Annotated in this window: 12 protein-coding genes; 1 reads left to right on the forward strand and 11 read right to left on the reverse strand. The window is 33.5% G+C overall.

Features of this window, described 5'->3' with window-relative positions:
* Positions 1 to 209: 209 nt before the first annotated feature.
* The 9 genes from odhB to QA612_RS08335 form a co-directional block, all read right to left on the reverse strand.
* Positions 210 to 1,481, reverse strand: a complete 1,272-nt coding sequence (gene odhB, locus QA612_RS08295; RefSeq protein ID WP_278283330.1) for a 2-oxoglutarate dehydrogenase complex dihydrolipoyllysine-residue succinyltransferase — start codon at positions 1,479 to 1,481, stop codon at positions 210 to 212.
* A complete protein-coding gene (locus tag QA612_RS08300; RefSeq protein WP_278283331.1) occupies positions 1,478 to 4,318 on the reverse strand; it encodes a 2-oxoglutarate dehydrogenase E1 component in 2,841 nt (946 codons plus the stop codon). The genes odhB and QA612_RS08300 overlap by 4 nt, the downstream gene beginning before the upstream one ends.
* 431 nt (positions 4,319 to 4,749) lie before the next feature.
* Complete coding sequence (locus QA612_RS08305) at positions 4,750 to 5,403, reverse strand: SOS response-associated peptidase (RefSeq protein ID WP_278283332.1); 654 nt, start codon at positions 5,401 to 5,403, stop codon at positions 4,750 to 4,752.
* Positions 5,404 to 5,410: 7 nt separating this feature from the next.
* Positions 5,411 to 6,571, reverse strand: coding sequence for an aminotransferase A (locus QA612_RS08310; RefSeq protein WP_278283333.1), 1,161 nt, complete (start codon positions 6,569 to 6,571; stop codon positions 5,411 to 5,413).
* A 39-nt stretch (positions 6,572 to 6,610) separates the two neighbouring features.
* Positions 6,611 to 7,111, reverse strand: coding sequence for a hypothetical protein (locus QA612_RS08315; RefSeq protein WP_278283334.1), 501 nt, complete (start codon positions 7,109 to 7,111; stop codon positions 6,611 to 6,613).
* 22 nt (positions 7,112 to 7,133) lie between these two features.
* A complete protein-coding gene (locus tag QA612_RS08320; RefSeq protein ID WP_278283335.1) occupies positions 7,134 to 8,306 on the reverse strand; it encodes an alpha/beta hydrolase in 1,173 nt (390 codons plus the stop codon).
* Positions 8,307 to 8,330: 24 nt separating this feature from the next.
* Positions 8,331 to 10,613, reverse strand: coding sequence for an EAL domain-containing protein (locus tag QA612_RS08325; protein WP_278283336.1), 2,283 nt, complete (start codon positions 10,611 to 10,613; stop codon positions 8,331 to 8,333).
* 178 nt (positions 10,614 to 10,791) lie between these two features.
* Positions 10,792 to 11,943, reverse strand: a complete 1,152-nt coding sequence (locus QA612_RS08330) for a D-alanyl-D-alanine carboxypeptidase family protein (RefSeq protein ID WP_278283337.1) — start codon at positions 11,941 to 11,943, stop codon at positions 10,792 to 10,794.
* Between the two features lie 125 nt (positions 11,944 to 12,068).
* The gene (locus tag QA612_RS08335) at positions 12,069 to 12,749 is read right to left on the reverse strand and encodes a DUF4397 domain-containing protein (protein WP_278283338.1); all 681 of its coding nucleotides are present in this window, start codon (positions 12,747 to 12,749) and stop codon (positions 12,069 to 12,071) included.
* Between the two features lie 141 nt (positions 12,750 to 12,890).
* On the opposite strand from QA612_RS08335, the gene QA612_RS08340 reads away from it, so the two are divergent.
* Positions 12,891 to 14,582, forward strand: coding sequence for an ABC-ATPase domain-containing protein (locus QA612_RS08340; RefSeq protein ID WP_278283339.1), 1,692 nt, complete (start codon positions 12,891 to 12,893; stop codon positions 14,580 to 14,582).
* 62 nt (positions 14,583 to 14,644) lie between these two features.
* Here QA612_RS08340 and msrB read toward each other — a convergent pair whose 3' ends face one another.
* Positions 14,645 to 15,070, reverse strand: coding sequence for a peptide-methionine (R)-S-oxide reductase MsrB (msrB, locus tag QA612_RS08345; RefSeq protein ID WP_278283546.1), 426 nt, complete (start codon positions 15,068 to 15,070; stop codon positions 14,645 to 14,647).
* A gap of 13 nt (positions 15,071 to 15,083) precedes the next feature.
* Positions 15,084 to 15,617, reverse strand: coding sequence for a peptide-methionine (S)-S-oxide reductase MsrA (msrA, locus tag QA612_RS08350; protein ID WP_278283547.1), 534 nt, complete (start codon positions 15,615 to 15,617; stop codon positions 15,084 to 15,086).
* Positions 15,618 to 15,622: the final 5 nt, after the last annotated feature.

The following is a 15,622-nucleotide window of genomic DNA, read 5'->3' on the forward strand; positions in this document are numbered from 1 at the left end:
CGGAGTATGTATCAAGCCTTAACAGTAAATCTTTCTCCAATTCCTCCTTTATTCAAAAAATAGAATCGTATTTAAATAAAGTGTTTGCTGATTAAACAAAGTATGGGAATAAGAAAGGAGTCATAAAAAGAAAATTTAATTTATGACTCCTTTGTTCTCAATATGTGAAAAAATGGACAATTTTGGTCATTCATTATAAGAAATGATTACTATCCTTCCAGCAATAAAGCTTCAGGATCCTCAATTAATTCCTTCACCTTTACAAGGAAGCCAACTGCATCTTTCCCATCAATAATCCGATGATCATAAGATAAGGCAATGTACATCATAGGACGATTTTCAAAATGTTCATCATCAATCGCTACTGGTCGCTTCTGTATTTTGTGCATTCCAAGTATACCGACTTGTGGAGAGTTTAATATTGGAGTGGACCACAAGGAACCGAATACACCTCCATTTGTAATGGTAAAGGAGCCACCTTGTAAATCATGTAATGATAATTTTTTTTCATGGGCTTTTTCGGCTAATCTTCCAATTTCTTTTTCAATGCCAGCAAAATCTAAACGATCAGCATCTCGAACAACTGGTACAACTAAGCCATCTTCTGTGGAAACAGCAACACCAATATCATAAAACTTCTTTAAAATAATTTCGTCATTTTGAATTTCAGCATTTACATATGGATACTTTTTTAATGCTCCTATAACTGCTTTCGTGAAAAAGGACATAAATCCTAATTTAACACCGTTATCATTAAGGAACTTATCTTTTCTACGATTTCTTAATTCCATTAAATTAGTCATGTCAACCTCATTAAAAGTCGTTAACATTGCTGCTGTTTGCTGGGCTTCTACTAACCGCTTCGCAATCGTTTGTCGACGGCGGGACATTCGGATCCGTTCTACCGGTTTCATCGGATCACTTTGAACTTGCTTTTCTTTTTCAATTTTATTGTCATATTCCTTTTTACTTTGGTCTTGATGCTCCACAACATCCTCTTTTCTTACACGCCCTAGAGGGTCTCGCGGAGCTATTTCATTAAGATTAACCCCCTTTTCTCTCGCTAATTTCCTTGCAGAGGGAGTTGCTATTGGACGAGACTTATGAGACTTTTCATTTCCTCTCTCTACATTGTTTTCTTCCGTGAAATTTTGTTTATCTGATTTTTGCTCTGTAGAATCCTCTTTTTTTTCTTTCTCTTTATTATCTTCTGGTTCAGGTGTGGACCCTTGATCAGTATTCTTACTAGTTTCATCTATCTTTCCTATAATATCTCCAACTTTTACTGTATCACCAGCTTCAGCTAGCGTTTCAGCTAATACTCCAGCTTCTTCTGCAGAAATCTCTACATTTACTTTATCTGTTTCTAATTCTACGAGGTCTTCTCCTTTTTCAACAAAGTCACCTAGATTCTTTAACCACTTGGCAACTGTTCCCTCCGTTACTGATTCTGCAAGCTCTGGTACTTTTATGTCAATCATTCCTCATCTCTCCCTTCATTAATTCGAGTTAAGGCTTCGTTAATAATTCGATTTTGTTCTTTTTTGTGAGCTTTTGGATCACCTTCCGCTGTACTTGAACGGCGACGCCTACCTATATATTGAATTTCTATTTTTTCTGAAGCAAACTGCCTTAAGTGAGCTAATACATAATGCCATGCCCCCATATTTCTAGGCTCCTCTTGTACCCAAGACCATTCATCTACATTGGGAAATTCACTCTTTAGATTTTTCACAATTTCTTTTGGAAAAGGATATAACTCCTCTATTCTTGCAATGTGGAGCCAATCGAGATTTGAGTAGTTGTTTAATGCTTCCTCTAAGTCAACTGCAATTTTTCCGGAGCAAAAAACAATTCGCTTCACTTTATCCTTTTTCTTTCCTAAGCCCTCTTGCATGATTACAGGTTGAAATTTTTGCTCTGTTAAATCATACGATGAGGATGCAACTCGATCATTTCTCAACAAACTCTTCGGTGTCATAATAACGACAGGTCTAACTTCCTCTTTACCTAAAAGCTTACCTTGACGTCTTAAAATATGAAAGTATTGACTTGCTTTTGTTAAGTTCGCAACATGCCAGTTATTTTCTGCAGCAAGCTGGAGAAACCGTTCTAATCTCCCACTTGAATGCTCTGGTCCTTGCCCTTCATAGCCATGTGGCAGCAATAGAACCAATCCTGATTTTTGTCCCCACTTTGCTCTACCTGCTGATATGAATTGATCAAAAATTACTTGTGCACCATTTGAAAAATCACCGTATTGAGCCTCCCAAAGAGTTAATGTCTCCGGAGAGTGCACACTGTAACCATATTCAAAACCAACACAAGCACCTTCTGTTAAGGGACTATTATAAATTGCAAATGACGCATTGGCTAAAGGGATTCCATGTAATGGTGAATATATTCCATCATTTTCATAATCATGCAATACTAAATGCCGTTGAGAGAATGTCCCTCTTTCCGTGTCTTGCCCTGTTAGTCGAATAGGAGTTCCCTCATGCAAGATACTTGCAAACGCTAGTGTTTCCGCTAATGCCCAATCAATTTTCCCACCATCTAAAACATCTGACCTTCTCATTAATATTTTTTCTAGCTTTGGAAAAACATTAAACTCCTTAGGAAACCTTAGGAGCTGTTCATTTATTTTTTTTAAGGTATCAATACTAACACTTGTATCAATACCTGAAAGAGTATCTTCTATATATTTTGGTGGGTCTAATTCGTTGTTTTCAATTTCAACCTTTCCTTTCTTATCCTTTTTAACTTTTTCAAACTGTGTTTCTAACTTTGTTAAGAAACTCTCCCTTAATAAAGACTTCTCTTCAGAAGAAATTATCCCTTCTTCTACCAGCTTATTACTGTATAACTCATAGACTGTTTTATGGTTTTTAATTGCTTTGTATAAACTTGGTTGGGTCGCTAGTGGTTCATCCATTTCATTATGACCAAAACGACGATAGCCAATTAAATCTATTACGATGTCATTATGGAAGGTACGACGATATTGATATGCTAAATGAATTGCAGCGATACATGCTTCAGGATCGTCAGCATTAACATGGATGATAGGAATTTCAAATCCCTTAGCCAAATCACTTGCATAATAGGTTGACCTTGAATCTTTACTTTCTGTTGTAAAACCAATCATGTTATTAGCAATAATGTGAATGGTTCCTCCTGTTGAGTACCCTTTTAGTTTGCTAAGATTTAACGTTTCAGATACAATTCCTTGACCTGGAAATGCTGCATCTCCATGGATGAGTATAGCCATGGCATCTCGTTCGTTTTGTACTGGATACCCTGCTAATTTCCTATCATCTTGTGCGGCTCTAGTAAAACCTTGAACAACTGGATTTACAAACTCTAAGTGACTTGGATTATTTGCAAGTGTAACCTTCGCTTCTACAAGCGTTTCTTTAATTTCTCGATCAGCACCGAGGTGATATTTTACATCCCCAGTCCAACCAAAATTAATACCAATAGAACCTTCTGATGGTACAAGTGCTTTATTTGGAGCAGTATGGAACTCAGAAAATATTTTCTCATACGGCTTCCCTAGGGAATGAGCTAGGACATTTAAACGACCTCGATGAGCCATCCCTATTAGTATACGTTTAGTACCATCTTCAACAGATTCACGTATTAAATCATCGAGCATTGGTATCATGGAATCTAAGCCTTCTATAGAAAAACGCTTTTGTCCTACAAATGTTTTGTGAAGAAAATGTTCAAAGCCTTCTACTTTATTTAGTCGATCTAATAACTTTAGTTTATTTTCCTTTGAAAAATTAGGACGAAATTCCTCTGACTCTAACATTTTCGTCAGCCAAATTCTTTCTTCAACATCCTGTACTTGTTTATACTCAAAGGCAATCGTATCCGTATAGATATTTTTTAAATACTCTATTGCTTCATATCCATTATTTACATGTGGTGGTGCGTATTCCACTAAAATATCAGCCGGTATTTTTTCTAACGCATCCTTCGTTAAATGATAATTTTCTAAAGCAAATATATCTTTCTTTTCTCTTCTTTCTATTGGGAAAATATTAGCTAATATATGCCCTCTCCGTCTTATAGAATCAGCTAATTTGATTGCATTTGCCGTTACAAGTAATTGATCACGTGAAAATGTTTCGTTGTACACGTTTGATGTTAAATTTGTATTATCTGGACCTCCCCACGTTTCAAAAAAAGTTCGAATAGAACGATCAACAGAACTTTGATCATGTAAATACATGTCGTACATGTCTAGCATATACCCTAAGTTAGGACCATAAAATTGACTCCAGCCTTTTTCAAAATGAATGTCATCCATACATTGAAACCTCCAATTAGTTCAATTACTTTACACTATACACATAGTTAAAACCTCAAGTGCCATTTTAGCATTATAAAATCCTTTCCTCAAAGACTAAAGGTTCAAAATATAAAATAAATAAGAAAAGCGCAAGGCGCCCCAATTATGCCTAAGTACAGCCCACGTCCTGTGGACAACGGTGTAATGTCGACATCCTATTTCCGGCGACAAGCAAATGTTCTGTCCGATAAAAAGTGCGATCTTACACTTTTAATCGGGCAGGTTATTTGACCTCGAGCCGATGGCGCATGGAGCTAGCCGCTGTTTTGACAAGTTATCCACATTAGGAAATTTTTAATTTCCTAAACAATAAAAAAGCAATAAACGATTCACCGATTATTATTAAGATAAATTCATCAATCGAGAATATTCATTGCAATTTCATACTATTAATTTATACATTGTTCCCCTTCATTCCTCGTATTATTAACGAAAGTTGAAACAGGATTTGCTACCATTTTTTTTGACGGATAAGGTTCAAAAAAATCTCGATAATCTTCCATATCTCTATTTAGCCAGTTATCATATTGAGACCTGTCTATAATTACTGGCATTCGTTCATGTAAATCCCCCATTAATGTATTTGGTGATGTCGTAAGAATAGTACAGCTAATTACTTCACCACCATCCCCACTGCTCCATCTATCCCATAGACCGGCAAAAGCAACTGGTTCTTTACTCTTTAATTGAATATAATAAGGCTCTTTTTTATTCTCTGTTTTTTTCCATTCGTAAAATCCATTTGCTATTATAAGACAATGGCGTTTTCCTAAAAGAGGTTGAAAGGATTGTTTTTCAAGTAAAGTTTCAGAACGAGCATTTATCATTTTATTCCCTATCGATACATCTTTTGCCCATTGTGGAACCAATCCCCATCTCATATAACCACCTCGATACCCATTGTAACCATTTACAACTGTGAAAATTTGTTGGCTTGGAGCGATGTTATAACGGGCTTCCAAAATAAAATCCTCTTCATTTTCAATATTAAAATAATCAATGAGTAAATCAGGATCAGCATAAAGGGTAAAACGACCGCACAAAATACACTCACCTCTCTAACTTTTTCCAAAATCGTTCAAATCGATCCATCGCTTCTTCTAATTGCTCTAGCTTATAGGCATAAGATAGTCGAACAAAACCCTCTCCATAAATTGAGAAAGCATCTCCTGGAACAACTGCTAGCTTCTCTTCTTCCAATAATCTTAATGCGAAATCAAAGGAAGTTAATTTAGATGATTTTATTGAAGGAAATACATAAAAAGCACCCTCTGGTTTTACAGTAGGAACCCCAATGTTTAGTAAACGAGACATGATATAGTCTCTTCTTTCCTTATACTTTTCCTTCATGTATAAAGGATCATCAATGCCAGTAGTTAAAGCTTCAATGGCAGCATGCTGGGAAATAGAAGAAGCACAGCTTACATTGTATTGATGTACCTTTAACATATGTTTAAGTATGTATGCTGGAGCAAATGCAAATCCAATGCGCCACCCTGTCATGGAATGAGATTTTGATACTCCATTAATGACAATTGTTTTTTCCTTCATTCCTTCATATTGTGCAATAGAAACATGTTCCTGATCATAATTTAATTCTGAATAAATTTCATCTGATACAACGAAAAGAGTCTCGTTCTTTAAGTAATTTGCTAAGTCTTTCCCTTGTTCATAGTTTAATACAGTTCCTGTTGGATTGGATGGATAAGGTAAGATAACTGCACGTGTCTTTTTTGTTTTATGCTGTTCTATTTGTTCTTTTGTAATGATAAAATTTGTCTCTCTTGTATCTACAAAAACTGGGACCCCACCACATAGTGTTATTATAGGAGCATAAGCAGGATACACTGGTCCAGGTAAGATGACTTCTGCACCTGGCTCTAAAATTGTTCGAAACACAACGTCAATTGCTTGAGAGGCTCCAATTGTCGTTAATATTTCTGAATCTGGATCATACTCTAATCCATATTTTTTAAATATAAAATCACTAGCCGCTTTAAGTAGAATGTTTTCACCTGCATTCTTTGTATATGTAGTATAATTTTTTTCAATAGCAGCCTTTGCGGCATATTTAATATGATCAGGTGTATAGAAATCAGGTTGACCTAAAGTTAATTGGACTGCATCTGGAACAGAAGCCACACGATTAAAGAATTGTCTTATTCCTGATATCTCAATATTCTTTACATTACTGTTGATTAAGTGCTCCATATATACCCACCTTTTTACATAAATAAAAGATAAAATTTTTTAACTCATTGTTAGCAATAATATAATAAAATGAACAAAATATAAGATTAGCGTACTTACGATAATAAAAAAGGACAATCTACTCCCTGTCATCTGGATAGTAAAACGTTGCCGTATTGTAGGTCGTAAAAAAATAAATACGATAACGGAATATAGAAGTATGACAAATAAATCAAATAAAATGACATTTATTCGTATTGATTCAATAATAACTCCTAATAAAACCATTGCAATTTCAGAAATAACAGTTATTATTTTTGCTAATATCAGCTTACAGTAAATAATGACTGTTAGCCACCACCCCCATTTCTTCCATAGTAAAATTGATATAGAAGAAAAAATGAACAGAATAAAAATACCATCAGAAACCATAAGTAAAATAAGTCGTTCCTCAAAACCCCATTGAAGACCAATATATACATAGTAACTGAATAAACCCAAAACGAAAAGGATTTGGCCAATTGCAATTAACTTTATAATGTTAATAACTAATTTATTCATACGTTCATACCCCTCCTTTCAATTAACGGAAGTAATTCATTCCAGATCTTCCAAGAAGATACGCAGCAATTGCAAAAGCCTCTGTCTGATCTCTTACTCTATCCATCCCTTGTGGAGGCTGTCTAACCTGAAGCTGATATGGTGTTGAAATTTGTAACGTATTTTGATGTGCCTGTCTTAAAAAGCTCGATACTTCCTGTAAGCCCTGTTGTCCACTTTGCATAACTTCATAAAAAGAGATAAACCCGTGCATTACTCCTCTGTATCTTGTAGTTTGAACAGGTACTCCAAATTCTGCTAGCCTCTCTCCATATGCCTCACCTTCATCTCTTAATGGATCAAATTCAGCTGTAATGATTAATGTTGGAGGTAGGTTACTTAAATCTTCTGCTTGTAATGGTGAGGTATAGGGACTAGACCACATTACCTCGTCCGGTGTATATAAGTCTCGAGCTCGATACATAACGTTTCTAGAAAGTAAATAATATCCACTATCATATATATCCCGAGATGCTAACGGTACATCCATAAATGTAGTAAGAGGATACATTAGGACTTGTGATGTAATAGGTGGGCCATTTCGATCCCTTGACATTAATGTCATAACAGTTGCAATATTTCCACCAGCACTGTCTCCAGCAACACTAATCGTATTAGTATCACCATGAAACGTTTCAGCATTGTCAACTGCCCATTGTATCGCTGCATAACTATCTTCAACTGCAGCAGGGAAAATATATTCTGGAGCAACTCGATACCCTACAGCAATAACTACACTGTTCGTTCTTGCTGCTAATGAACGAGTAATATTATCATGTGTATTAATATCTCCAAACCCTGTTATAAAAGCGCCACCATGATAATACATCACAATTGGAAATGGACCGTCACCTTGAGGACGGTAAATACGAATTGGGATTTGCACATCACCTTGTACAGGAATATAGAGGTCTTCACGAAGTAATGGATTACCTCCACCTCCCCCTGTCATAAAATTTGGAAGGTTAATATTAATATCCAAATTTACTAAATTATTATTTATTGCATGTAAAACAACAGCTGTTTTCGCTGGAAGTCTTCCTTCATCTGTCGTTTGCCATATATAAACAGAAATAGCAATAAGAATGATAAGTGTTCCAATTAATAATGAGCCGAGAAGGAAAACATTTTTTAGAAGACGCTTGGCCCATTTCATTTGCACAATACCTCCTTACGTACTTTATGAATTATTAGCAAGAGAATTATTTTTGAGAAATTGGCATAATTCTTCCATTGATAAGGGCTCAGAAATATAATAACCCTGGATATAATCACAGTTCCACTCTAACAATTTCTTAAACTGGTCTTTATCTTCAACACCTTCCACTAGAACAGACTTTTTCATATGTTTGACTAAACCAATTAACTTTTCTAAAAGAATAGCGGCTTGTTCATCATCATTAACCCCATCTATAAATGATTTATCTACCTTAATCATATAAATAGGTAGCTTTGTTAAATAACTGAAGGAAGAATAACCTGTTCCGAAATCATCTAGTGATATTTGGATCCCTAATTCATTAACTTTTAATAATTTTTCATAGGATGTTTGGAATGATCCAATCAGGACACTCTCTGTTATTTCAATTTCTAAATTGGTTGGTGAAATATTCCAATATTCAATTGCTCCTATTAGTTTATTTACAAAGTCTTCTTGTTGTAACTGAACAGAGGAAATATTTATAGATATTTTATAATCTTTCCCAAACTCCCTATGCAGTAATCTAATTGCTTTACAAGCTTCATACATAACCCAATTCCCTATTGGAATAATCAATCCATTTTTTTCAGCGATAGGAATAAATTCAGCTGGTGATATGGGTCCTATCTTTGGATGATTCCACCTTATAAGAGCTTCAAAACCAATTATTGTTGAATCTTCTATCCTTATTTGTGGTTGAAAATGTAATATAAACTCCTTTTGCTCCATTCCATTGAAAAATGCTGTTTCTATAACTGACTTTTTTTCGTTTAATTCAAGCAACTTTTTATTATAGAAAATAGTTTTGGTACTTCCCTCTTCCTTACAAAAATGATAAGCAATTTTAGCATTATTAATTAATAATTCAGTTTTATTCCCGTCATTCGGATATTTTGATACTCCAATACTTGCTGTTAATTGAAGCTTTAGTTTTTTCACCAACCAATGAGTTTTAAATAATCCATATATTATGTTAATGATGTCATCTATTGAATCATTATCCTTTGTAACAATTACAAATTGGTCACTTCGATAACGTGAAACGAAGCCTTTATCTTTAAGTTGAATTTTCATGGATCTTCCGACCATTTTTAAAAGCTCATCACCAACTGAAGTTCCAGAAAGTTGATTTATTTTTTTAAATTGATTGAGACCAATAAACATAACAGAAAAGGAGGTGGTTGAAAAACTCTCTATTTTCTCACAAATATGATCAAACAATGAATTTCTATTTGGTAAGCCTGTAAGAGGATCATAGTATGCCATTCTATTTATCATTTCAGACTTTTCTTTTTCATTTGTTATATCATGGTGAATTCCATTAACAGCAACAATGGAATTATTTGCATTATAAATGGGGATAAGTGAGACTTCAAAATAATGAACACTTCCACTATGAGTAACATGCTTAAGCTCTGTTCGAACTAATTGTCCAGTTTCCTTTATTTTATTAATAATACTCTCCAATTGTAATGATATATTTGGAAAATAATAAGAAATATGATGTATTGCTTTATGATTAGACTTAATTAAATGTTTTTTAAACTTTGAGTTTGAGTTTACTACATTTCCACTAAGATCTAATGTATAAATTAAATCTTCCGTTGTGTTTGTTATTGATTCATATTTTATTTCAGACTCAATATAACGATTACGTAAGTCAGTATGTATTAGAATAGCAAAGAAAATGATAATCAATAACAATAAGAATTCATTTATTAAATAACCAAATGGTACGAATGATTCTACTTGTCTTAAAAATGGATAATCCAATCGATGAATGCCTTTTAATATAAATAGGATACTTAGAATATTTGTTAAAAATGTTGTTATATTCCTTTTCCAAAGTGCTATGCCAATATAAATAAAGATTCCACTACTAATCATAGACGGGATAATCTGATGTAAGAAAAAAGACCAGTTATTAATAATTGCACAGAAAGACCAGATAACGCCTAAGATAAGGAGAATGAACCAGAAACTTTTTACTTTTTTCTCAAAATAAAAAAGGGTTCCAATTAAAATGAAAAAAACGCTAAATAATGCAAATGAATCATACATCATTAGTGTTAAATAGGAAGGATGAGAATGGAGTGTGATAAATAAAGTAATTAAACGCAAAGAATAAAAAAACCATCCTAAAAGCCAAAATAGGATATATTTTCTTCTTTCTATATAATAGTAGTAAATATAAAGAAGACTAGTAGTTATCACACCTATTATTATGGAAATTATTACTCCAGATAGAAAATCGAGAGACATTTTGTAACCCCCTTCCCATTAGAGAGAAATATTGGATGTTTATCCCTCTTCTTTATTCGACAAAAAACTAAAAAATCCCCCTTTTCTTTTATAAATTTCTCTTCGAGTATTTATCATAAATCACAGGTTTAAAAAGCAATAAAAAAAAGAAAAGCCCAGTACTGGACTTTTCAAGCCTTTATCCGTTATATATCCAAAAAAAGAAATAAAATCCTGTAATGATTAGCCAATCTTTCCAATAAACAGTTTTCTTCAAAACTTCCTCTTCTTCTACTTCCACAGAAAAGTTATTAAATATATACGGTAGTTCTAGAACTTCTCTTTCCTCTAAATCTATAGTCATAATTAACCTGTTATTTTCTCCTTTAACAGTTACATAGCCCTCATTTGAAATGGTATAACTTATATCCTCTTCCAATTTTGTTGTTACCGGAAAGGACGGTGGATAAATATAATTGATTAGTAACGGTTCATTATCAAATGAGATCCACTGTGTTTCAAAATTATCGAATCCATAATCAAGGAGAGCTAATGTATCTGCCATTGCTTCATACCTAGAAGGTGCCTTTAAAGTTATAGCAATTAATTCAGTACTATCATTTTCTGCTGCTGTAGATAATGTATACCCAGACTGTGATACAAATCCGTTTTTTATTCCTATAATTCTTTCTTCTGAACGAAGGAGTGGGTGATGATTATAAATGATTGTTTCCCACCCCTCTCCTATCCACTCTACATACTCTGTACCTACTAATTCGCGAAAAACTTCATTCTCCATGGCATAAGCACTTATTTTCGCCAGATCCACTGCTGTGGTGTAATGGTCATAACCGAACAAACCATGCGGATTTGAAAAATTACTATCTTCACTTACACCAATTTGATTATGTGCAAAACTAGTCATTCGTTTAGAGAATTCTTCAACAGAACCATCAATATGCTCAGCAATTGCAATAGCCGCATCATTACCCGAACTCACCATCAAACCTTGCAATAATTGTCCTAATGTAATTTCTTCTCCTTCTAATAAATAAACTCTAGTACCAATAGCATGAACTGCTTCACTACTAACTGTGACAACTTCGGATAGATCTTGCGTTTCAATGGTCACAATGGCTGTTAATATTTTTGTCAAGCTAGCAGGATACATTTGTTTATATCCATTCTTTTCGTACAATATTTCTCCTGTATTTTTATCCATTAAGATAGCAGATTCACTATAAATTATAGGCTGCCTTTGATCATTAGCGTTTATATAATAATAAGGAAAAAATAGCAAAATCAGTGATATGAAAAATGTATGTATGAAAAATAGACGAAACTGATTCATTGTTAATCACCTTTTACATTTTATTAAACTACAATCATTTTAACATAGGTATATCGATTCATTTGTATAACAATTATATTACAAATTTAATTGAAAAGGAGTGGAAATTATATCCACTCCATTAGTTATTTTGTAATAGAATCTTTCGTAATTAAAAGTTCTAGACCCGGTTCCCCTTTTAATAAACCTACAGCAAATATAGAATAATTAGATCCTGCCATTATTTTTAAATTAGGTATTTCATAAATTGCATTGTCTTGACCTTTTATTTTTACCTCAAAATCATAGGAATTAGGTTTGATTATTATATAATCACTACTACCTTTATATTTAATATCATTTATGGATAAGTCCGTGGTGATTAAATCTAAACTTTGGACATCTTCCGCTAGATTAACAAACCTAATCTTTCCCTTTTCCTCATCAACACTTAAATCATCTGGTACAGATTGTAACTTAAATTCATTTTCTTTCCCTATTACCATTAGTGTAATGGTATCTCCATTTTTAACTTTTATTTTCTCCTTTATAATGGGCTTCTCTTTGTTAGGGTTAGCTCCTTCTGGGTAAACTTTAACTTTATAGCTTCCCTCTTTAATTGGGATAAACTCACTTATACTTTTAAAAGAGACCTCGCTATACATCTTTTCCTTATCTACATAAATGTCTAGGTTCGGGGCATCTGTAGATGCATGTAACATTCTTAAATAGCCATTATTAGTTACATCATTTGCAAAAACGCTATGAAAAGGTACGACTGCAATTAAAAAAAATAGGACAAAGAATATTTTAATACATTTTCCCATGAATTCACTTCTCCTTTGACTTCTTTTTACAAAATTAGCCTTTCCACTTTAAACAGTTATATGCATTATTTTGTTTGGAGCATTGTTACTTTTATGTTATTTATATAGTAAGGTAGTAAGGTTATTTGGAGGGGATTATTCATGAACCAGTTAAAAGAGACGTTAACAAAACTAGATGGTAAAAGCTATAAAGCTTTAAAAAGCATATGTGGCTTGTATAAGGGATCTTTTTATACATTGAGTATTGACTACGTCCAAGGAGATCCATTTGCCGCACCATCAAAAGTAAGATTAATTGTCCCTTTGAAAAACACAGATTTGCAAGAAACAGATTTTTCAACATATGATCGTAAAGTTGCGTTTGAACATACTTTCACTTCATTTTTTTCAAAAGTGATTGCTACTATTCCTAACCATATAAAAGGAACTGGAAAAAGTGGTTTGGTAACTATAGATACACCTGGACAAGAAGTCATTGAACAAAGTTCAGTTTCTATTTCAACGGAAAGTATTGAGTTTAGATTTTATATTGGCCTACCTGCACGTGGAAGAACTATATTAGGGAAACAAGGAATTCAGCTATTATGTGAATACTTACCAAAAGTACTTAAAAAAGTGATAAATGAATATGATCGAGAATACTTAAAGGGTATGATCCAATTAGCAGACGATCAAAAAATCATCAGAGATTATTTAAGATCAAATGACATTGTATCATTCATTGCAAATGATTCCATTTTACCAAGAGAGAGTGGCCATAGTGAAAAACCATTAAGCAGAAAAAAAGCTATACCATTTCTCTCTCCTAAAGAATATGAAGTAACCATTCCCTTATCTAACGATCGTATAATAAAAGGCATGGGAATTCCAAAAGGGATTACTCTCATTGTTGGTGGAGGATTTCATGGAAAAAGTACATTACTTAAAGGGATTCAAAAAGGAGTATATAACCATAAAATTGGGGATGGGAGGGAGTTCGTTTTAACAGAGGATTCTGCTGTAAAGATACGAGCAGAAGATGGTCGAGCAGTTCATAACGTTAATATATCTAATTTTATTAATGAACTACCATTTGGTAAAAATACCGTTAGTTTTTCTACAGAGGATGCAAGTGGTAGTACTTCACAGGCAGCAAATATAGCTGAAGCAATGGAGATGGATACATCTCTTCTTCTAATTGATGAAGATACAAGCGCAACAAATTTCATGATTCGTGATGGAAGAATGCAACAACTGGTTCAAAAAGAAAAAGAACCTATCACTCCTTTTATCGATCAAGTAAAGCCTTTATTCGAAAAAGAAAAAATCTCCACAATCCTTGTCATTGGTGGATCAGGAGATTACTTTGATGTTGCTGATCATGTTATTATGATGGAAGAATACAGAGCTTTTGATCGAACAGAAAAGGCAATGAATATTGCAAAGAAAAATAATACAAATCGAAATGTGGAGGCATCCAACATCTCTGTTCCTTCTCATGCCCGTAGAAATTTCGAATGGGATTACATTAATCGAAAATTAGGCAGTAAGGGAAAAATCAGTAATAAAGGTTTATACACTATTATGATTGATAGAGAGTCATTACAACTACATGCAATCGAACAATTAATCAACTCTAGTCAAACAAAAACCATCACCTATATGATTCGATATTTATTAAAAGAGAATAAACGGAAGAATGAACCAATAAAGGAATCCATAAATAATTTATATGATGATATTGAAAATAAAGGAATTGATGTTCTTTCATCATCATTAGACAAATATCCGGTAGATTTAGCTATGCCAAGAAAATTTGAACTTGCAGCAGTCATTAATCGAATAAGATATTAAAGTACATTATTAACTTCTTTCTAGACACTCACAACTATGGTCTATTCCATAGATGAGAGTGTCTAGTTATCTTCAAACATGTAATTATACTTCTCATATCCTCTATTTCCTAACTCTTCTTTCGGAATAAACCGAATAGCAGCAGAATTTATACAATATCTTAAACCAGTAGGTGGAGGTCCATCATTGAATACATGCCCTAAATGGGAATCTGCTTCTTTACTTCTAACTTCTGTACGTACCATAAAATGTGTAAAATCATTTTTTTCTACTATTTGTTCTTCATGAATTGGTTGAGTAAAACTAGGCCATCCACAGCTAGAATCAAATTTATCCTTAGAACTAAATAATGGTTCCCCTGAAACGACGTCTACATAAATCCCTTCTTCAAAAAAATCCCAATACTCATTTTTAAAGGGCTGCTCTGTTCCATTATTTTGTGTTACTTCATACTGAATTTTTGTTAAATTTTTCTTTAGATCATTCATATTTTTTGACACTTTACTCACCCCAGTTATTTTTTATAAAATCTTCTCTTCCACTACCTTTTTTATACATTTTATAATGGAGGGGGTTCTTTTTATAATAGTCTTGATGATAATCTTCTGCAGTATAAAAAGTAGATGCTTTTCTGATCTCTGTAACGATAGGTTTTTCGAATCGGTCACTTTCCTCTAGTTCCTTCTTAGATTTTTCTGCTAATTGCTTTTGTTCTTCATTGTGATAGAAAATAGCCGTTTTGTACGATTCTCCACGATCATGAAATTGTCCACCTGCATCTGTAGGGTCAATTTGACTCCAGAAAATAGATAACAGTTTTTCATAAGGAAATACTTCTGGATCATACGTAATTTCTACTGCCTCTAAGTGTCCTGTTTCATTTGTACAAACCTCTTCATATGAAGGATTTTCAACATGGCCACCAGTATAGCCTGAAAGTATTTGTCGAATGCCAGCTTGCTCAACAAATGGTGTGACCATACACCAAAAACAGCCTCCTGCAAATGTTGCTTTTTTTATTTCATTATTTGTCACCAATA

Origin of the sequence: Evansella sp. AB-P1, assembly GCF_029688925.1 — a bacterium.
Lineage (GTDB): Bacteria > Bacillota > Bacilli > Bacillales > Salisediminibacteriaceae > Evansella.

What these genes read in the sequence shown, in the direction of transcription:
- odhB (WP_278283330.1), bottom strand. Translation starts at nt 1,481, where the DNA reads ATGATTGACATAAAAGTACCAGAGCTTGCAGAATCAGTAACGGAGGGA.
- QA612_RS08300 (WP_278283331.1), bottom strand. Translation starts at nt 4,318, where the DNA reads ATGGATGACATTCATTTTGAAAAAGGCTGGAGTCAATTTTATGGTCCT.
- QA612_RS08310 (WP_278283333.1), bottom strand. Translation starts at nt 6,571, where the DNA reads ATGGAGCACTTAATCAACAGTAATGTAAAGAATATTGAGATATCAGGA.
- QA612_RS08315 (WP_278283334.1), bottom strand. Translation starts at nt 7,111, where the DNA reads ATGAATAAATTAGTTATTAACATTATAAAGTTAATTGCAATTGGCCAA.
- QA612_RS08320 (WP_278283335.1), bottom strand. Translation starts at nt 8,306, where the DNA reads ATGAAATGGGCCAAGCGTCTTCTAAAAAATGTTTTCCTTCTCGGCTCA.
- QA612_RS08325 (WP_278283336.1), bottom strand. Translation starts at nt 10,613, where the DNA reads ATGTCTCTCGATTTTCTATCTGGAGTAATAATTTCCATAATAATAGGT.
- QA612_RS08330 (WP_278283337.1), bottom strand. Translation starts at nt 11,943, where the DNA reads ATGAATCAGTTTCGTCTATTTTTCATACATACATTTTTCATATCACTG.
- QA612_RS08335 (WP_278283338.1), bottom strand. Translation starts at nt 12,749, where the DNA reads ATGGGAAAATGTATTAAAATATTCTTTGTCCTATTTTTTTTAATTGCA.
- QA612_RS08340 (WP_278283339.1), top strand. Translation starts at nt 12,891, where the DNA reads ATGAACCAGTTAAAAGAGACGTTAACAAAACTAGATGGTAAAAGCTAT.
- msrB (WP_278283546.1), bottom strand. Translation starts at nt 15,070, where the DNA reads ATGAATGATCTAAAGAAAAATTTAACAAAAATTCAGTATGAAGTAACA.